The sequence below is a fragment of the Hymenobacter sp. 102 genome, assembly GCF_049949205.1.
Lineage (GTDB): Bacteria > Bacteroidota > Bacteroidia > Cytophagales > Hymenobacteraceae > Hymenobacter.
This window is the reverse complement of record NZ_CP188172.1, coordinates 1,399,093-1,418,280: the sequence shown is the minus strand read 5'-3', so window position 1 is coordinate 1,418,280 and position 19,188 is coordinate 1,399,093. Positions and strand designations below refer to the sequence as shown.

Genomic DNA, 19,188 nt, shown 5'->3' with positions numbered 1-19,188 from the left:
GCCAGCTCGCCAGGCGCCTTTCACCTGTTCATTCTCTCCTTCTTTTTTAGCATATGCCCCAACATCTTACCGCCCTCGATTTAGCGGTGTTTTTTGTGTACCTGGTGGGCGTGGGTGCCTACGGGTACTACGTGTACCGCAGCAAGCAGAAAACCCAGCTCGATACCAAAGACTACTTTCTGGCCGAAGGCTCGCTCACGTGGTGGGCCATTGGGGCCTCGATGATTGCCTCCAATATTTCGGCCGAGCAGTTCATCGGCATGTCGGGCAACGGGTTTACGGTGGGTGTGGCCGTGGCCGCCTATGAATGGGTGGCGGCCATTGTGCTCATCATCGTGGCCGTGTTCTTTATGCCGGTGTACCTGAAGCAGCACATCTACACGATGCCGCAGTTTCTGGAGCAGCGCTACAACGCTACGCTCAGCCTGGTAATGAGTATTTTCTGGCTGTTTCTGTATGTGTTGGTAAACCTCACGGCCATTCTGTATCTGGGCGCGCTGGCCATCAACAACCTCACCGGCGGCGGCAACTTCCACGCCATCATTGTGGCCCTGGCCGTGTTTGCCCTGCTCATTACGCTGGGCGGCATGAAGGTGGTGGGCTACACCGACGTGATTCAGGTGCTGGTGCTGCTGCTGGGCGGGTTGCTGACTACCTACATTGCCCTCACCATGGTAAGCCAGCACTTCGGGTTGGGCAACAACATCCTGGCCGGCTTCAACGCCATGATGACCGACGCCAACGACCACTTCCATTTGATGTTCGACAAGCCCGGGCCCAACGCGGCGCAGGTCGACGTGGACAAGTACCTGATGCTGCCGGGCCTGGCCATGTACGCCGCCGGCCAATGGATTGTGAACCTGAACTACTGGGGCTGCAACCAGTACATCACCCAGCGCGCCCTCGGGGCCGACCTCAAAACGGCCCGCACTGGTATTCTGTTCGCTGGTCTGCTCAAGCTCATTATGCCCGTTATTGTGATGCTGCCCGGCATTGCGGCCTACGTGCTCTACAAAAACGGCGGCCTGCAAACCGAAATGAGCTCCGGCGGTGCCTTCAACCCCGACAACGCCTACTCGGCCATCCTCACCTTCCTGCCCAACGGCCTGAAGGGCCTGAGTCTGGCGGCCCTCACGGCGGCCATTGTGGCCTCGCTGGCCGGTAAAGTCAACTCCATCTCCACCATCTTCACCCTCGACATCTACAAGCGCTACCTCAACAAAGACGCCCCCGAGGCCAAGCTGGTGTGGATTGGTCGCGTGACGGTATTTGTGGCCATGTTGCTGGGCGTGGCCCTCACCTGGGAAGATTTGCTGGGCATCGGCAGCGCAGGCGGCTTCACCTACATCCAGAAGTACACGGGCTTCATCTCGCCCGGTATTGTGGCGGTGTTTGTGCTGGGCATGTTCTGGAAGCGCACCACTGCGCCGGCCGCCATTGCCGGTATTCTGGCGGGTTTCCTGCTGTCGGTGTTCTTCAACAACTACGCCCCCAGCGTATTCGGCCACGAAACGCTGTTTTACACGGCCTTCCCCAATGGCAAAGGCGGTTACGAAATTCCCTTCCTCATCTGCATGGGCCTCTCGTTTGCCTTCACCTTTGTGCTGATGATAGCCATAAGCCTGGCCGGCCCGGTAGTGAATGCCCGCGCCCTGCACATTGATGCCCGCCTGTTCCGCGTCAGCAGCCAGACGCTTACGCTCATTGTGGTAACGCTGCTGCTGATTTCGGCTTTGTACATTAAGTTCTGGTAAAGCATCCGCGGGGCCGCCCTGAAGTTGGGGTGGCTCCGCGGCTGCACTGCCCATTCATCCTTCGTATGCGCGCAACCATTTCCCTGCTGGGCCTGCTGCTGGCGGCGGGCCCATTAGCCGTTCGGGCTCAGTCGGCGGCTCCCACCCGCATTACCGTGCAGGCCGACAAGCCCGGCGCGGCCGTACCCAAAACGCTGTTTGGGTTGTTTTTCGAGGATATCAACTTCGCCGCCGACGGCGGGCTGTACCCCGAGCTGGTAAAGAATAAGTCGTTTGAGCTGCCTGAGCCCCTATTGGGCTGGCACGCCCTGAAAGGCGGCGCGGCGCTGGAAACCTACCAGGTGCGCACCGAAGGCGCTGCCAGCCCGGCCAGCCCGCACTACCTGCGCCTCACGGCCAAAGCCGCCTCGCCCGATGCCGGTATCATCAACGAAGGCTTCCGCGGCATGGGCGTGAAGCAGGGCGAGGACTACACGCTCACGCTGCTGGCCCGCCGCGTGGCCGGCCCGGTGCAGCAGTTGCGCGTGGTGCTGGAAGGCGACAAGGGCGCTACCCTGGCCGAGTCCCGCCTGGCCCTGCCCACCGGCGCGGGCTGGCAGCCTCTCACGCTCACGCTCCGACCCACGGCCACCTTCGCCAAAGCCCGCCTGCGGCTGGTGCTGGATGGGGCCGGCACCGTGGACCTCGACGCCGTGTCGCTCTACCCGAAAGCCACCTGGCAGAACCGCCCCAACGGCCTGCGCCCCGACTTGGTGCAGCTGCTCAAGGACCTGCAACCCGGGTTTCTGCGGTTTCCCGGTGGCTGCATCGTGGAGGGCCGCACGCTTTCCAACCGCTACCAGTGGAAGGAAACCATCGGCGACGTGGCCAGCCGCCAGCCCATCATCAACCGCTGGAACACGGAATTCGCCCACCGCTTTACGCCCGATTACTACCAGTCGTTTGGGCTAGGCTTCTTCGAGTATTTCCAGTTGTCGGAGGACATTGGGGCCGAGCCGTTGCCGATTCTGAACGTGGGCATGGCCTGCCAGTACAACTCCGCCGAGCTGGCCCCCATGAGTCACGCCGCCGCGCCCGGCCCCAGCGCCCCCGCTCCCCACGACCACGCCCAGGACGACCCCTCGCTGGAGGTGTTCATTCAGGATGCGCTGGATTTGCTGGAATTTGCCAACGGCCCGGCCTCCTCGCCCTGGGGAGCTAAACGGGTAGCCATGGGCCACCCGGCCCCGTTCAACCTGAAATACATTGGCGTAGGCAACGAGCAGTGGGGCCCGCAGTACCTGGAGCGCTACGAGCCCTTCGCCCGGGCCGTGAAGGCCAAGTACCCGCAGGTGCAGCTGGTGAGCAGCGCCGGCCCCAGCCCCGACGGGGCCAACTTCGACCTGGCTACCAGGTTTCTGCGCGAGCTGCCCACCGGCCTGGTCGGCCTCATTGATGAGCATTACTACGCCAAGCCCGAGTGGTTTCGGCAGAACGCCGGCCGCTACGACAACTACCCCCGCACCGGCCCCAAAATCTTCGCCGGCGAGTACGCTGCTCATCCGGAAGGCATCGGCAACAGCAAGAACCGCAACACCTGGGACGCGGCCATTTCCGAAGCGGCCTTCATGACCGGCCTGGAGCGCAACGCCGATATCGTGCAAATGGCCTCCTACGCCCCGCTGTTCGCCCACGTGGACGCCTGGCAGTGGGTCCCCGACCTGATCTGGTTTGACAACCTGCAGGCCTACGGCACGCCCAGCTACTACGTACAGAAGCTGTTCTCCCTGAATAAAGGTACCCAGATTCTGCCCGTGCAGCTGTCCGCCGGGGCCAAAAACGGCCAGGATAACCTCTACGTCAGCGCCGTGGCCGACAAGGCCGATGTGGTGGTGAAGCTGGTGAACTACGCCGCCACCCCGCGCCCGGTGCAGCTGACCCTTAGCGGCCTCAAACGCGCCGCCAAAACCGCCCAGGCCCAGATACTGGCCGCCACTGACCTGCAAACCGAAAACAGCCTCCAGCAGCCCCAGAAACTGGCCCCCGTAACCCAGCCGGTAACCGTTGCGGGCCAGCAAGTGAGCTATACGCTGCCCCCGTATTCGCTAACGATACTGCGCATTCCGGCCCGGAAATAGGAGTACCTCGTACAGGCAGACATCTGATGAAAAGGTGGCTCACGGCCTTCTTCGTCATGGATACGGTGAAACAGCTGGTCCTCTTGGGTACTCAATAGCAAAGAATTGAGTATCTAGGAGGACCGACTGGCATTTTTCGGTACTGCATATCTAGATATACTCATTATGAAGTACCTGCCGCTGGCCGCGCTGCTTCTGCTCTTCACGGGGGCCTGCGCACCGGTGCGCCCCGCCACAACACAGGCCACCGCCGTAGCCCAGCCGCCCGCGTCGCCGGAACTGTACCGCACCATTGCCCGGCAGGACAGCCTGATGTTTGTGGCCTTCAACCAACACGATGTAGCCACGCTGCAAACCTTCTTCGCCGAAGACCTGGAGTTTTACCACGACAAAGGCGGGTTGGCCGACTTCCAGCAAACCATGCAGGGCTTCCGGAACCTGTTCGACCAGAACAAAACCACCGGCCTTAACCGCCAACTCGTGCCCGGCACCCTGGAGGTATACCCCATCAGCGACTACGGGGCCGTGGAAACCTACCAGCACCGCTTCTGTCACGTAGAAAACGGCCGCGACGACTGCGGCACCTTCAAGAACATGATGGTGTGGCGCCTACGCAACGGGCGCTGGCAGGTGACGCGGGTGGTGAGTTATGGGCATTGATACCTGTGGCTGCTGTACTTTTAACAGGATGTCTGATTATATAAATTGACAGATATATGAAAATTCTACTCGATATTGATGGAGTATTGGTGACGACACCAATCTGGCGAAAAGCAGAAGTATTAGCCGATGGATTCTTGAAATTTGATGAAAACGCATCAAGAAATTTAGCGGCTATTATTTCTGCAACAAATTCGTCCATTGTACTAACAACCACGCATAGAATAAATTTTTCTTTAGAACAATGGTATATATTGTTTAAGACAAGAGGAATAATAGTAAGTAATATTGTGAAAATAAACAAAAAAGAATCTATTGACTTATTGGGTAATAGAAGCGAGGAAATTAAGGAGTGGGTAGATCAATTCGATGCAGCTGAGGATTACGTGATTATCGATGACGACCTCTCAATAAATGGTTTACCCAGTTATATTAAAAATAGATGGGTGATGACTAGGCCAATGATTGGGTTGAATGACGAAGCAACAAGTAAGGCGTTAAGTATTCTGCTAGGTCAAACTAAGTAGAAGGAGCTAGGGATCTAACGCAGTAGTATTGTAACACCTTCCTACCTTACCAGCTTCAACGCCACCTCCTGAAGCTGATGTTCCGCCTTGCCTTCTTTGCCGCGCTGCTCCTGGCAGCCGTTCCCACCTTCGCCCAGAAAGCCAAAACCACCGAAAACCTGGTGCAGTATGCCAAGCCGCTGGTGGGCACGGCCCGGATGGGGCACACCTACCCGGGGGCTACGGTGCCCTTCGGCATGGTGCAACTCTCGCCCGATACCGATACCATCGGCTACGAGCTGAACGGCAAGTACAACCCCCGCGTGTACGAGTACTGTGCCGGCTACCAGTACGCCGATAAAACCATCGTGGGCTTCTCGCACACCCACTTCAGCGGCACCGGCCACTCCGATTTAGGCGACTTTCTGGTGATGCCTACCACCGGCCCGCTCCAACTCAACCCCGGCACCGCCGACCAGCCCGAGCGGGGCTACCGCTCCCGGTTCTCGCACCAGAATGAGGTAGCCGAGCCCGCCTACTACCGCGTGAAGCTCGATGACCACGACATCCTGGCCGAACTGACGGCCTCCAACCGGGTGGGCATGCACCAGTACACGTTTCCGCAGTCGGAGCAGGCGCACATTATCCTGGACCTCACGGCCGGCATCTACAACTACCCCGATAAGAACGTCTGGACCTTTGTGCGGGTGGAAAACGACACGCTGGTAACCGGCTACCGCCAAACCAACGGCTGGGCCCGCACCCGCACCCAGTACTTCGCCATGTCGTTCTCGAAGCCCTTCGTGAGCTACGGCAGCCGCAACCTGTCCAAGAAGCAGGTGTACCGGGGCTTCTGGGGCCGCTTCGACCAAAGCCAGAACTTCCCTGAGCTGGCCGGCGAGCAGCTGCGCCTGTTCTTCGATTTCAAGACCACGGCGGGGGAGAAGGTGAAGGTGAAAATGGCCTTGTCGGGGGTGAGCACCGAGGGGGCGCTGCGCAACCTGCGGGCCGAAATTCCGGGCTGGGACTTTGAGGCCGTGAAGCGGGCCGGGCAGGCGCTGTGGCAGCAGGAGCTAGGCAAAGTAGTAGTGGAGTCGCCGAAGCGGGCCGACAAGGAGAACTTTTACACGGCCATGTACCACGCCGCCCTCAGCCCCACCACCTACATGGACGTGGACGGGCAGTACCGGGGCCTCGACCAGAACATTCATCGGGCCGAAGGCTTCACCAACTATACCACCTTCTCGCTCTGGGACACCTACCGCGCCCTGCACCCGCTCTACAACCTGTTGCAGCCCCGGCGCAACGCCGATATGGTGCAGAGCATGCTGGCCCACTACGACCAGAGTACCCTGCACATGCTGCCCATCTGGAGCCACTACGCCAACGAAAACTGGTGCATGATTGGCTACCACTCGGTGCCCGTGGTGGTGGATGCCGTGCTGAAAGGCGTGGTGCCCGCCAGCCAGGCCCAGCGCGCCCTTGATGCCTGCGTGGCCACGGCCCACCAGTCGCGCTTCGACGGTATCAGCTACTACGAGCAGCTGGGCTACGTACCCGAAGACAAAAGCGGCTCCTCGGTATCCAAAACCCTGGAATACGCCTACGACGACTGGTGCATTGCCCAACTGGCCAAAAAGCTGGGCAAGTCGGACATTGAAGCCGAGTTCAGCAAGCGGGCCCAGAACTGGCAGAACGTGTACGACCAGCGCATCAACTTCATGCGCCCCCGTCTCGCCGACGGCTCCTTCCGCCCCCGCTTCGACGTGCTGAGCACCCACGACCAGGGCTTCATCGAGGGCAACGCCTGGAACTACAGCCTCTACGTGCCCCAGGACCCCGCTGCCCTCATTGCCAAAATGGGCGGCGAGAAGAAGTTTCTGCCCCACCTGGATTCGCTGTTCACGATGCACCTGCCGGATAAGTTCTTCGCCGAAACCGAGGACATCACCCGCGACGGTATCATCGGCAACTACGTGCACGGCAACGAGCCCGCCCACCACGTGGCCTACCTCTACAACTGGACCAGCCAGCCCTACAAAACCCAGGCCCGCGTCCGGATGATTCTGCCCAAGATGTACCGCCCCACCCCCGACGGCCTCGGCGGCAACGACGACTGCGGGCAGATGTCGGCCTGGTATATCTTCTCGGCGCTGGGTTTCTACCCCGTGGCCCCCGGCTCGCCGGAGTACGCCCTCGGCAGCCCCGCCGTACACGGTGCCACGCTGAACCTGGAAAACGGCAACACCTTCCGCATCACCGTCAAAAACCAGAGCGACAAAAACGTCTACGTGAAGGAAGCCCGCCTCAACGGTCAGAAACTCATCCGCCCGTTTCTGCAGTATGCCGATGTGGTGAAGGGCGGGGAGTTGGTGTTTACAATGACGGCGCGGCCGTGATAAAGTATAGTCGTAAAAATTCTAGGTAGTGAATCGATGGGGATAAATAGGTTTTTGCTAATAACGTTTTTAGTATCGTCTACTTTATTAATAGCCGATGTAATCACTCCATTAGATATCAATAGCTTGTTGGTAAGCTTGTGTATTTTGGTTGTTGCACTTGCCGCTGCAGCCGTTTATATAGGTAAAGTGTTCTTTCGCTGGAGCATTACTACAGCAGTAATATTTACTGTGGTACTAATTATTACAATGATTGTCTTCAAGCTGCTTTTTATCTGGAGAGGTGATTGGAAAACTCAAACTATTGAATATCAGAATCTACATTCAAGTAATAGGGTGATAGAATATCAAATGATGAACCCTGGCCCCGGTAGTTATAGACAGCGTCATGTGGATAAAATAAGGATACTGCCAGGAATAAGCTGGATTAAAGAAGTTGATAATAAGAATATTGATTCTGAAAACTGGAAAAAAGTTGATATCGAAGTGAATGAATTAGAACTCAAGTAGCTCCAATAGTGACGAATAGTAGAGTCTGAATTCCTCTTCAGATTTCCACAAAGTGTATCTCTAGCAACAGAAAACAGCGAGAAAAATGGCCGACCCACAAAACGAAACCCCAAACGAACCAGCCACCATTACGCCCAAAGTGATGGGAATCGGCGGCATTTTCTTCTTCTCCGACAATCCGCAGGAAACGCGGGAGTGGTACGCCAACAACCTCGGGCTGGAAGTCAACGACTGGGGTTCCACGTTTGAATCCCGGAGCGTGGACAAGCCGGAGGAGGTCAATTCACTGCAGTGGAGCCCGTTCCAAACCGGCAGCGACTATTTTGCGCCTTCCACCAAAGGCTTCATGATTAACTACCGGGTACAGAATATTGAAGGGCTGGTGGCGCAGCTAAAAGCCAACGGCGTAACGGTGCTGGATGATATTGCCAGCTACGACTACGGCAAGTTTGTGCACATTCTGGACGCCGATGGCAACAAGGTGGAGCTGTGGGAACCGGCGTAACAGCCGCTGCTTGATCATCTAAAGTTGTGTAATCGAAGTGCGCCGCCCGGAGTAGTCCGGGCGGCGCTTTTTGCTGGTAAATGGGCAAGGAAAACGTGCCCCATGTTTGCGTATTGCCGGCAGCGGTACGTGTTGGCGGTGGCAGGATAGGAGTGTACAGGTTTTGGCAGTGCCTGTATCCTTTATAGGGGATATGAGGTATTTGAGTTTACTGTTGAGCTTGGCCGCTGAGCCAGGTAGTTCTTTACCCAACCAACCCTCACATGAACACCTTTTCCGCAACCACTACCAACGCACCGCTGGCGGTATCTGCCACCCCTGTGCTAAAGCGCATTTCCTGGGGAGCAGTAATAGCCGGAGCCCTTTTGGCACTGGTTACGCAACTAACGCTGGGCCTGCTGGGCCTGGGCATTGGCCTGAGCTCCGTTGACCCCTTAGAAGAACAAAACCCCATGAGCGGCTTCGGCACGGGTGCCGCCATCTGGTGGGGCCTGAGTACCTTGGCCGCCCTCTACCTGGGTGGGTTAGTAGCCGGCCGCCTCGCCGGTATGCCCCGCCGTACCGATGGACTGTTGCACGGCCTGGTAACCTGGGCCCTGGTTACGCTCCTCACGTTTTATATGCTGAGTACTGCCGCAGGTCGCATCATCAGCGGGGCAACGGGCGTAGCGGGCCGGGCTTTGTCGGTAGCGGGCCGGGGCGTGGCCGCCGTAGCGCCCGAGGCCGGCGAGGCCGTGAAGGGCGAGCTGAAAGAGCGTGGCATCGATGTATCGGACCTGAAGCGGGAAGCCCGCCTGCTGCTGCGCCAGACCGGCAAGAAGGAGTTGCAGCCCGAAAACCTGGAGCAGGATGCCCGCGCTACCGGCCGCGACGCCCGTGCCGAAGCCAGGCAAAGCGCCGCCAATCCCCAGGAGGCCGACGATAACCTGGACGATGTAATTGACCGCCTGACCAGCAAGGCCGAAAACATCGGCAACGCCGCCGACCGGGAAGCCGCCGTAAACGTGGTAATGCGCCGCACCGGCAAGAGCCGCGCCGAGTCGGAGCAGATTGTGGACAACTGGATTACCACGGCCAAGCAGGCCCAGGTAAAATTCCAGGAAGCCAAGCAGCAAGCTGAGGTGAAAGCCCGGGAAGCCGGTGATAAAGCTGCCGCCGGCCTGTCGAAAGCTGCCATTTTCGCTTTCTTTGGGTTGGTGCTGGGCGCTGCTGCCGCCGCCTTCGGTGGCCGGCAGGCTACCCCCCGCGACGTGGCCGTACCTGCCCCAACCACTTACTAACTGCACCCTGGTACAACAGGAAATCTGCGAGCCTTACAGCCGCTCTGCAATCGAGCTGTGTTGTTTCGACTACCCCCGGCCGCGAAAGCAACGCTTCCGTGGCTGGGGGTATTTTTTGCGGAGGTTTTCGCTTGATGGGGTTCTGGCGTACCAGGGCATTCAATGCGGTTTAGGCCCCCTTGCCAGCCGCTCCGTCCGTTTCTCGCTGACCGCCCATGTTGCGGAGCAACACGCCGGTAAAACAACAAAAAGCCCCGTACCTGCCAATGATACGGGGCTTGAGCGTATGCAACGGATATACTACTCGTTGCCGGTGAAGTGGGGAGTGCTGAGGCTTTTCTTCTTGTTGCGGTTGTAGAGATACGCTGCGCCGGCAGCCAGCAGTGCCCCGCCCAACAGCTTATTGCGGAAGCCGCCGGTACGGGGAGGCGTACCGGAGCTACCGGAAGATACTGCGGATTTGCGGCCGCCAAACAGGCCCGACAGCAGGCCCCCTACTGTACTGCTCGGGTGGTCAGAACCAAAGATGCTCATGGTTGATAAGGGTAATGGTGGATTGAATCTAACGCGCAAGGGGGCAAGAAGTTATGGCTTGTTGATTACAATGGCGGGTGAAGTGCTGGCTGCATCGGCCTTACGCTGCACTGCGGCGCAGATACTGCTCCAGGGAGGCAATAGTGGCTACGGGGGCGTTCAGGTGCGGGTAGTGACCAGTGGTATTGAGAATGGTGAGCGTGCTATGAGGCAAATGTGCGTGCAGGTAGTGGCCCACGGCGGGAGGAGCAACTAAGTCTTGGGCGCATTGTACCACCAGGGCCGGCACCCGCAACAGTGGCAAAGCCGCGCGGTAGTCGGATAGAAAAGTAGCGCGGGCAAACTGCCGGGCAATAATCGGCTCGACGCGAGCAAAGCTGGCTAATACTTCATTCACTAAGTCAGAACGCATGTCGCCACCCACAAAGTTAGGTACCATGGTATCAGTCCAGGCCCGGTAGTCATGGTCCAGAAAGCTGAGTTGCTCCTGCAACTCTACCGCATCAAACCCACCAAGATAGTCGCCGTCGTTAAGGTAGCAGGGCGAGGCCGCCAGCAGCACCAGCCGCTCAAACAGCTCCGGGGCCTGAATAGCGGCCAGCACCCCAATCATGCCGCTCACGGAGTGGCCTACGTACACTACCGGCGGCAACTGCAGAGCCCGCAATAGATTCACTAAATCGTCGGCGTACCCGTCGAGGGTTTGGTGGCGGGCAAAATCGTAGGCTGCTTTATCGGAGCTGCCGGCACCTATCAAATCGAACAGCACTACCTGGTGGCAGGCTGCGAAAGCCGGGGCCACGTACCGCCAGGCGTGCTGATCGGTGCCGAAGCCGTGGGCGAATACCAGCGGACTACCGCTGGCTCCGTAACGGGATACTTGATGACGGCGAAGTAAATTTATAGTAGATACCATGGGACAAGCAGTGCAGCCAGAACCCCCTGCAATTCTGCGGCCTATTTATAATACTGCGTTATTGGGGCAGTACAAGGCAATTTGTACACCGGGGTTTCTTTAAATGGTATTGGCTTATCCCGGAATGATACGGCAGGCTATTCTGCTACGCACCACAGTGAGCTTCTTTGGCAACCAGGTAAGATGCGATGCGCGCGTTGGGGCGGCACCCGATTTGAAGTTGCTACGCCAGCATTTGGTTCAGTAGCTTGCGTGAGCAACGCCGCCCGAAGGGCAGGCCGGATCCTCTTCCGAAACCGGTCACCTCACGTTGTCCCAGCACCTCACTAAACCGCTTTTCGTATGAAAACTTACCTGTTGCTTTTCGCCTGCGTGTGGCTTACCAGTACTGCGCGGGCCCAATCAGGGCCCGTTAAAGTTGAAGTGAAGCACGCGGATGGCCGTTACCAACTGCTACGCGCCGGCCAGCCCTACTTTATCAAAGGGGCGGGCGGCGGCCAGTTTCCTGAACGCATCAAAGCCTACGGTGGCAATTCTATCCGTACCTGGAGCACCGATGGGGCCGGTAAAACGCTGGCAGAAGCCCGCCAGAACGGCCTCACCGTCATGCTGGGCCTAGATGTGGCCCGGGAGCGGCACGGCTTCAACTACGACGACCCGCAGGCGGTGGCCGCCCAGCTCCGGAAAATCCGCGCCGAGGTGCTGAAGTACAAGGACGACCCGGCCGTACTGTTCTGGGGTATTGGCAACGAACTGAACCTGGAATACAAAAACCCCAAGGTTTGGGATGCCGTGGAGCAGATTGCCCGCATGATTCATGAGGTAGACCCCAATCACCCCACCAGCACCGTGCTGGCCGGCTGCAACCCGCCGGAGGTGGCCTATATCAAGCAGCGCTGCCCCTCGGTGGATATCCTCAGCATCAACACCTACGCGGGGCTGGCGGCCATTCCGCAGCAGGTGCGCACCGCCGGCTGGGCCGGGCCCTACGTGGTGGCCGAGTGGGGGCCCACCGGCCACTGGGAAAGCCCCGTAACGCCCTGGAAGGCCTCCGTGGAGGAAACCAGCAGCCAGAAAGCTGCCGTGTACCAGAGCCGCTACGAGGCCTCGGTGCAGAAAGACACCACCCAGTGCCTGGGCACGTACGTGTTTTTGTGGGGCCAGAAGCAGGAGCGCACGCCCACTTGGTACGGTATCTTCACCGAAGATGGCAAGGAGTCGGAAGTGGTGGACGTGATGCAGTACCTGTGGAGCGGCAAGTGGCCCGCCAACCGCGCCCCGCATCTGGCCGGCTTCACCCTGGATGGCAAACAAGCCACCGACAATGTGTACCTGCTGCCCGGCCAGCGCTACCCCGTGGCCACCGTCGTAACGGACCCCGATAAGGACCCGTTAGCTTACCGCTACGAGCTGCTGCCCGAAAGTACTGACCTGAAAAGCGGCGGCGACCGGGAAAGCCGGCCCGCCGCCATTCCGGGCCGCCTGCCGGCCAAAGCCGGAGCCAGTACCACCCTCACCGCTCCCAGCAAAGAAGGAGCCTACCGGCTGTTTGTGTACACCTACGATGGGCACGACAACGTGGCCGTGGCCAATATTCCGTTCTACGTGCGCGGCAAGTAGACTTGTTTAGAGGCTAAAAAGCCAGTTCCCCTCCTTAGAAAGGGAGGGGAACTGGCTTTTTAGCTTTAGCTTCTCGCCTGGAAGGCGCTTTTACCGCAGGTCGAAGATGCCTACCGGGTCCATATCGGTGTATTCCAGGTTTTCGCCCGCCATGCCCCAGATGAAGGCGTAGGCGGCCGTGCCGCAACCCGTGTGAATGGACCACGGCGGTGACAGGATGGCCTGCTCGTTGCTCACCCACAGAGGGCGGGTCTCGTCGGGCTGGCCCATCAGGTGCAGCACGCGCTGGTTGTGGGGCAGGTTGAAGTAGAGGTAGGCCTCCATACGCCGGGTGTGCGTGTGCGAGGGCATGGTGTTCCACACCGAGCCGGGCTTGAGCTGGGTAAGGCCCATCACCAGCTGGCAGCTGGCAATGCCCTCGTTATAGATGTACTTGTAGATGGTGCGTTGGTTGGCAGTTTCCAGCGCGCCCATTTCCACCGGCGTAGCCTCGGCCTGGGTGCGGCGGGTGGTGGGGTATTCCTTGTGCGCCGGCGCCGACAGCAAATAGTACTTCGCGCCCTCCCCGCTAAACCGCACGTCCTTCGAGCCCCGGCCCACGTACAGGCAGTCCTGGTGGCCCAGCTCGTGGGTGTAGCCATCCACGGTTACCTGGCCCGCGCTGCCGATGTTCAGAATGCCCAGCTCGCGGCGCTCCAGGAAAAAGTTGGCCTTCAGCTCCTCGGGATTGGGCAGGGCCACGGCGGTACCGGCGGGCACCACGCCGCCCACAATCATCCGGTCGTAGTGCGTGTACACCAGCGTGATGTCGCCGGCCACGAATAGCTGCTCAATCAAAAAATGCTCCCGCAGCTCGGTGGTCTGCATGCCGGCGGTTTCGCGCGGACTCACGGCAAAGCGTTGTTCCATGTAGTCAGATAGTGAAATGGTGAGATGGTGAAGTGGTGAGTTCGATGGTAAGGAGGCGTAGCACCGCGCATTTCGCGCCAGCGGAACGACACTCACTATTTCACCATCTCACCATTTCGCTGCTTAGCGTCCCATCCAGCCGCCGTCTACGGTGAGGATGGTGCCGTGCACGTAGGTGCCGGCTTCGGAGGCCAGGAACACGGTGGGACCTTTAAAGTCGGCGGGGGTGCCCCAGCGCCCGGCCGGAATGCGGCCCAGAATACTCTGGCTTCGGTCGGGGTCCTGGCGCAGAGCCTCGGTGTTGTCGGTAGCAATGTAGCCGGGGGCAATGGCATTTACGTTCACGCCGCGGCCGGCCCACTCGTTGGCCAGGGCCTTCACTACGGAGCCAATGGCACCCTTGCTGGCCGCGTAGCCCGGCACGTTGATACCACCCTGAAACGTGAGCAGCGAAGCCGTAAAGATGATTTTACCGCTGCCCTGCTGCACCATGCGCCCGCCAATGGCGCGAGCCACGCGGAAGGGGGCATCCAGGTTGATGCGCAGCACCTCGTCCCACAACTCATCGGCGTGCTCGGCAGCGGGGGCCCGCTTGATGGTGCCGGCGTTGTTCACCAGAATATCAATCTGCGGGAAATCGGCCATTACCTGGGCCACGAAGGCATCAGTGGCGGCGCGCTGGCTGAAGTCGCACTGGTAAGCGGTGAACTTGCGGCCCAAAGCCTGCACCTGTTGTTCGGTGTCGGAGCCGTGCAGGGCCAGGGAGGCCGATACGCCGATGATGTCGGCACCGGCTTCGGCCAGGCCCAGCGCCATGCCCTGGCCAATGCCTTTGTTGCAGCCCGTTACCAGGGCAATTTTTCCGGTCAGGTCAAACAGTGAAGTCACGGGTGCGCAGGGGAAGAAGGTGGGCGAAGCATCCCTCGAAGCCGGAGCGGCGCGGGATTGGTTGGGCAAGTTGGCACATTCCCGGCATCAACACAATCGATTGAGTAGGTAATTCGTGTTTTTGCCCGTTGATTTTGGGTAGTCCGGTTGTCGGGAACGTTGCCACCCCAAACCGGCCATGCTTAAGAGGGGAAGCCCATTCAGGAAGGTGCGAGACACACGCAGTTCGACTACCAACAGAAGCGGCTGGCGTAAAAACGCCCGCGCCGCAACGCCTCAACCAATGCTGAGACGCCGCGGCGCGGGTTGCTATGAGTTGACTTGGACTACTGCTTCGGTTTAGCCCGGATGCTGGATACCACTGTTTCGCTGAGGGGCGACACGGCCGGGCCGAAATAGTTGAGCAGGCGGCCATCTTCGCCTACCAGGTACTTCGAGAAATTCCAATCGGGGGCTTGGTTATTCCAGCCGTTGCGGCGGGCATCAGTCAGCCACTGGTACACGGGGTTTTGCTGGGGCTGCTTCACCACCACGCTCTTCTTCATCAGCGGAAATGACACGCCGAAGTTTACCTGGCAGAACTGGCTGATGGTGTGGTCGTCGGCCTGTTCCTGCTCCCGGAAATCGTTGGCCGGGAAGCCCAGCACCACCAGTTCCTGCGGAAACTGCTCGGCCAGTTGCTGCAGCTCCTCATACTGGTTGGTGTAGCCGCAGTTGGAGGCCGTATTCACCAGCAGCACCTTTTTGCCCTGCAACCCCGCGAAGGCCAGCGGCTGCCCGCTGTTCAGCTGCCCGGCCAACTCATAGAAGGAAGCCGGAGCCGACTGTGGGGCGGGGCTGCTCAGTACTTTGCCGCGGCTGCCGCCTTTGGTCAGGCGCATGATGAGCGGGTAGAGAAACTTCAGCAGCTTCTGACGAAACGTGGACATGAGTAACGGGAGTTAAGCAAACGGGTAGTTGATACGGGCAAGTACCAACGCCGGGGCGAAGTTGTTTTAGCCTATTGTGAAGGAGTGGCTCAGGCCACCGTGCGCCCTTTCGACAAGCTACAGGCTTTCCAACAGTTCATCGAAGGTACGCAGCAACTCAGTGCGAGTGTCCTCGGGCTCGGTTTCCAGGCGCTGCTCAAACACTTCCCGCGCCGTAAAATCGTGGAGGCTACGGGTGAGCGGGGATTCGGCATCTTCCTCGGAAGCTCCCAATGCCCGGAGCGCCACGAGGCGGAAATGGCGGCGGGCCAGCACTTCCAGCTGGTGGCGGTCCAGTTCTGCAATTACCTTCAGCAAGGCCTCCGCTACTTCCAGCTGGGTCAGCTCGGAGTGTACCTGCACATCGGCCCAGGCCGGCAGGGGGTAGCCGGTATTATCGTAGGCAGCCAGAGCCTGCGTTACCTCGTCCAGGGTGCCATGAAAGCGCACCAGCCGCCGCACGCCCGGCACCGGTAGGCTGCTGATGCCGCGCAGCTTGCCCTCGGCAAAGTCCAGCAGCAGCACCTCTTTGGGGTGGTCGATTTCGGAAAACGACAAGGCAATGGGCGAGCCGCTGTACCGGATATGCTCCCGGCCGCCCACGCGCTGGGGCCGGTGCAGGTGGCCCAGGGCCACGTAATCGAACACGGCCGGAAAGTGGTCGGCGGTAACCTGGCCCAGGTTGCCCACGTGAATGGTGCGCTCCGAGTCGGAGGGGGCGGCCCCGGCGGCGTAGAGGTGGCCGGTAGCCAGCACGGGCAGGCCCAGGTCCTTTAGCTGCCACACCTGCTCCACCTCGGCCACGCGGGCGTAGTGGTCGGCAATACCCTGCTTGATACGGGCCTCGCGCTCCTCGGCCGTTTCGCCGGGCACGGAGAGACGCACGTCCCGGTCGCGCAGGAAAGGCACGGCGCACACCACCAGCCCCGGCCGGCCGTCGGCGTTGTCCAATACCAGCACCTGTTCCTCGAAGCACTCGGGCACGCAGCCCACCACGTGCACCCGCAGGTGGCGCAGCAGCCGGGCCGGGGCATTCAGGGTAGCGGGCGAGTCGTGGTTGCCGCCCACAATCACCACGTCGCGGCAGCCGGTCTGGCGCAGGTTCAGCAGGAAGCTGTAGTACAGCTCCAGGGCCTGGTTGGAGGGCGAGCCGGTATCGAACACGTCGCCGGCTATTACCAGCACTTCTACCCGCTGCTCGCGCACAGTTTGCACCAGCCAGTCCAGAAAGTGGCGGTGTTCGTCGGTTCGCTCGTGGCCCTGAATAAACCGCTGGCCCAGGTGCCAGTCGGCGGTGTGTAGTACGCGCATCACCACGAAGATACGACCGGGCCGGGGCAAACCGGAAATTCGGCGAGCTTAGGGGAGGCTACTGCTGCCAGATGGTGCGTTTATACTCAGCGTTGGCAAACGGCTCGCCATTAACGGTAGTATTGCCCCCAAAGCCACCCAGAAAGCCCAGTTTCTGGCAGTTTTCACTGATTACCGTAGCGCTGCCGTCGGCAATGCAATTGCCGTAGTCTAATACGTACACCGTCTGGTTTTGAAACCGGTATTCCTTCACGCTGGCACCGATGGTGCGGTCATTGGTTTTGCAGGGAGCAGATTCGGCCAGTTCTTCTACTTTGGTCCGCACACAGGCGGGGGTATCTTTGGCAACGTCCAGGTCGTCGCAGGCGGTAAGGCCAGCCATAACTAGCAGCAGAGAGTAAATAGCTCGTTTCATGGTATAAGGGTAAGTGAAAATTAAAAAGACCAGAACCCGCCACGGGCTCTGGTCTTGAAAGGAGTAGAAGCAACCCGAAAAGGTTGCACTGCTTCGGGCCGGCCGCTTACGCGTGGGCCGACTGGGGCTGGAACGTGGAAATGGCCTCGCCTAAATCGTACACCGGCACCTCGGCGGGCACGGCCGCCTGCACAATGCTGGCCCCGGCGGCCGAGCGGTAGCCGCCCGCGCAATGAATCAGCACGGGCTTATCAGTGGGAATTTCCTGCACCCGCTCGCGCAGCTCCGGCAGCGGAATCACCAGGGTATTCTCGAAAACGGGCTGCCGGGCCTCGGCGTGGTTGCGGATGTCCACAATGGTAAAGTCCTGGGGCTGGTGGCGTACGTGCTCCACGTCCACGTCGGGGGAGGTGGCGGCTAGGTCGCGGGGTGTAAGCAGGGCCCCTTTGATGTTCGTCTCGTAGCCAATTTTGGCCGTTTTCCGGATAACGGTATCCAGGGCAATCTGCGAATCGGCAATCAGGTAGAACGGCTCGGCGGGGCCCACAACCGAGCCCAGCCAGGTTTCAAACTTGCCGCCGTCCATCAGGTTGATGGCCCCGGGCAAGTGGCCCCGGCGAAAATCGGCGGCCGGCCGCGTATCAATTACCACTACGCCGGGAGCCAGCACCGCGTCAGGCTGCAGGCGGGGCACGGCCCGCACGCTGTCCTCAAAAGGCAATGCGCCCTGCTTGTTGAGCACCACATCGTGCCCGAAGTACTTGGGCATGAAGGGCTGGTCTTCCAGCAGCACCCGCACAAACTCGTCTTCCGACATGGGTTGCAGGGCGTAGTTGGTTTTTACCTCCTTGCCAATGGTGCTGTCGAGGTCGGGGGAGGTGGTTTTACCGCAGAGGGAGCCGGGGCCGTGGGCGGGATACACCTTGGTGGTGCCCGGCAGGGTCATCAGCTTCTGGCGGGTGCTCTGGTAAAGCTGGGCAGCCAGGGCCTCGCGGCTGTGGCCGCCCACGATGTCGGCTTCCCGCAGATCGGGGCGGCCCACATCACCCACAAACAGGGTGTCGCCGGTGAATACGGCTCGGGTCTGCCCCAGCTCATCCATGAGCAGGATACTGATGGAATCGGGGGAGTGGCCGGGCGTGTTGAGGGCGTGCAGCTCCACGGTGCCGAGGCTGATGCGCTGCCCGTCGTCGAAGGTCTGGTGGGGGTAGCTGGCTTTTACCAGCTTGCTCACGTAGATGGTGGCACCGGTTTCCTGGGCAATTTCCAGGTGGCTGCTCACAAAATCGGCGTGGGGGTGGGTTTCAATAACGGCGACAATCTGCGCGTCGTGCTCGTCGGCGAAGTCGTAGTACTGCTGCGGGTCGCGGGCCGGGTCGATGATGGCCACCTGGCGGCCGCTGCGGATGGCGTAGCTCGCGTGGGCCAGGCCTTTGTCGTAAAACTGCTGAATTTGTACCGAGCCGGTACTACTGGGCAGAGGACTCATGGGGTGTTGAATGTGGTGAATGCCTTCCGGCCCCCAAGCAACGGGGGGGCGGGCGCATAGTTTCAAATATAGGCAAGATGCCGTTGCGGCAAGCCCGGCGGCGGCCGAAAAGAAAATATCCGGCCCGATGCGCCTCTGCTGAATCCGTTGCTACCGGCCTGCAGGTCAGGTTGCAAGGCGCGGGGCCAGGGCCAAGCAAGGTAAAAACAGGTGTTCAGGAGTCTCCGGTGATGGGGCAGGCAAGCATCTTTTTACCGGGGGCAGGGTCTGTGCGGTTGAGCAGTTACTCCTCTGAAAAGCCGGACCGCGGAACGTAACATCCGTGAAAACCAACTCCAGGAAGATGCGCAGCCTGCGGCAATCAGCCAAAACGCCTATATTCGGGCCACGTAGCTGCTTGCAGGCGG

The 19,188-nt window shown here is 59.9% G+C and carries 17 protein-coding genes; 9 read left to right on the top strand and 8 right to left on the bottom strand.

Going from position 1 to position 19,188, the window contains the following annotated elements:
* Positions 1-53: 53 nt before the first annotated feature.
* The 8 genes from ACN19L_RS06245 to ACN19L_RS06210 all read left to right on the top strand — a co-directional run bounded on the left by ACN19L_RS06245 (position 54) and on the right by ACN19L_RS06210 (position 9,731).
* The gene (locus tag ACN19L_RS06245; protein WP_426492670.1) at positions 54-1,754 is read left to right on the top strand and encodes a sodium:solute symporter family transporter; all 1,701 of its coding nucleotides are present in this window, start codon (positions 54-56) and stop codon (positions 1,752-1,754) included.
* 65 nt (positions 1,755-1,819) lie between these two features.
* Complete coding sequence (locus ACN19L_RS06240) at positions 1,820-3,871, top strand: alpha-L-arabinofuranosidase C-terminal domain-containing protein (protein ID WP_426492669.1); 2,052 nt, start codon at positions 1,820-1,822, stop codon at positions 3,869-3,871.
* A 165-nt stretch (positions 3,872-4,036) separates the two neighbouring features.
* Positions 4,037-4,531: a nuclear transport factor 2 family protein gene (locus ACN19L_RS06235; protein ID WP_426492668.1), complete on the top strand. Its 495-nt coding sequence runs from the start codon at positions 4,037-4,039 to the stop codon at positions 4,529-4,531.
* Between the two features lie 56 nt (positions 4,532-4,587).
* Positions 4,588-5,058 carry an HAD domain-containing protein gene (locus tag ACN19L_RS06230; protein ID WP_426492667.1) on the top strand — a complete coding sequence of 157 codons (471 nt, stop codon included), beginning with the start codon at positions 4,588-4,590 and terminating at the stop codon, positions 5,056-5,058.
* 77 nt (positions 5,059-5,135) lie between these two features.
* On the top strand, positions 5,136-7,436 hold the full coding sequence (locus ACN19L_RS06225) for a GH92 family glycosyl hydrolase (protein ID WP_426492666.1): 2,301 nt from the start codon (positions 5,136-5,138) through the stop codon (positions 7,434-7,436).
* A gap of 147 nt (positions 7,437-7,583) precedes the next feature.
* Positions 7,584-7,946: a hypothetical protein gene (locus ACN19L_RS06220; protein ID WP_426492665.1), complete on the top strand. Its 363-nt coding sequence runs from the start codon at positions 7,584-7,586 to the stop codon at positions 7,944-7,946.
* 85 nt (positions 7,947-8,031) lie between these two features.
* Positions 8,032-8,451, top strand: coding sequence for a VOC family protein (locus ACN19L_RS06215; RefSeq protein ID WP_426492664.1), 420 nt, complete (start codon positions 8,032-8,034; stop codon positions 8,449-8,451).
* A gap of 263 nt (positions 8,452-8,714) precedes the next feature.
* A complete protein-coding gene (locus ACN19L_RS06210) occupies positions 8,715-9,731 on the top strand; it encodes a hypothetical protein (RefSeq protein WP_426492663.1) in 1,017 nt (338 codons plus the stop codon).
* 300 nt (positions 9,732-10,031) lie between these two features.
* Here ACN19L_RS06210 and ACN19L_RS06205 read toward each other — a convergent pair whose 3' ends face one another.
* Together ACN19L_RS06205 and ACN19L_RS06200 are read right to left on the bottom strand one after the other, a co-directional pair.
* A complete protein-coding gene (locus ACN19L_RS06205) occupies positions 10,032-10,265 on the bottom strand; it encodes a hypothetical protein (RefSeq protein ID WP_426492662.1) in 234 nt (77 codons plus the stop codon).
* Positions 10,266-10,365: 100 nt separating this feature from the next.
* Positions 10,366-11,181: an alpha/beta fold hydrolase gene (locus ACN19L_RS06200; RefSeq protein ID WP_426492661.1), complete on the bottom strand. Its 816-nt coding sequence runs from the start codon at positions 11,179-11,181 to the stop codon at positions 10,366-10,368.
* Between the two features lie 342 nt (positions 11,182-11,523).
* On the opposite strand from ACN19L_RS06200, the gene ACN19L_RS06195 reads away from it, so the two are divergent.
* On the top strand, positions 11,524-12,801 hold the full coding sequence (locus ACN19L_RS06195; protein WP_426492660.1) for a glycoside hydrolase family 2 TIM barrel-domain containing protein: 1,278 nt from the start codon (positions 11,524-11,526) through the stop codon (positions 12,799-12,801).
* Positions 12,802-12,891: 90 nt separating this feature from the next.
* Here ACN19L_RS06195 and kduI read toward each other — a convergent pair whose 3' ends face one another.
* The 6 genes from kduI to ACN19L_RS06165 all read right to left on the bottom strand — a co-directional run bounded on the left by kduI (position 12,892) and on the right by ACN19L_RS06165 (position 18,781).
* The gene (kduI, locus tag ACN19L_RS06190) at positions 12,892-13,710 is read right to left on the bottom strand and encodes a 5-dehydro-4-deoxy-D-glucuronate isomerase (RefSeq protein WP_426492659.1); all 819 of its coding nucleotides are present in this window, start codon (positions 13,708-13,710) and stop codon (positions 12,892-12,894) included.
* Positions 13,711-13,833: 123 nt separating this feature from the next.
* Positions 13,834-14,598 (bottom strand): SDR family oxidoreductase, encoded by a 765-nt coding sequence (locus ACN19L_RS06185; RefSeq protein WP_426492658.1) that lies wholly within the window; start codon positions 14,596-14,598, stop codon positions 13,834-13,836.
* Between the two features lie 326 nt (positions 14,599-14,924).
* A complete protein-coding gene (locus tag ACN19L_RS06180) occupies positions 14,925-15,527 on the bottom strand; it encodes a glutathione peroxidase (protein WP_426492657.1) in 603 nt (200 codons plus the stop codon).
* Positions 15,528-15,644: 117 nt separating this feature from the next.
* On the bottom strand, positions 15,645-16,877 hold the full coding sequence (sbcD, locus tag ACN19L_RS06175; protein ID WP_426492656.1) for an exonuclease subunit SbcD: 1,233 nt from the start codon (positions 16,875-16,877) through the stop codon (positions 15,645-15,647).
* 58 nt (positions 16,878-16,935) lie between these two features.
* Positions 16,936-17,292, bottom strand: a complete 357-nt coding sequence (locus ACN19L_RS06170; RefSeq protein ID WP_426492655.1) for a DUF6970 domain-containing protein — start codon at positions 17,290-17,292, stop codon at positions 16,936-16,938.
* A 106-nt stretch (positions 17,293-17,398) separates the two neighbouring features.
* Entirely contained in the window at positions 17,399-18,781 is a 1,383-nt protein-coding gene (locus ACN19L_RS06165) for an MBL fold metallo-hydrolase (RefSeq protein ID WP_426492654.1), read from the bottom strand.
* Positions 18,782-19,188 lie beyond the last annotated feature (407 nt).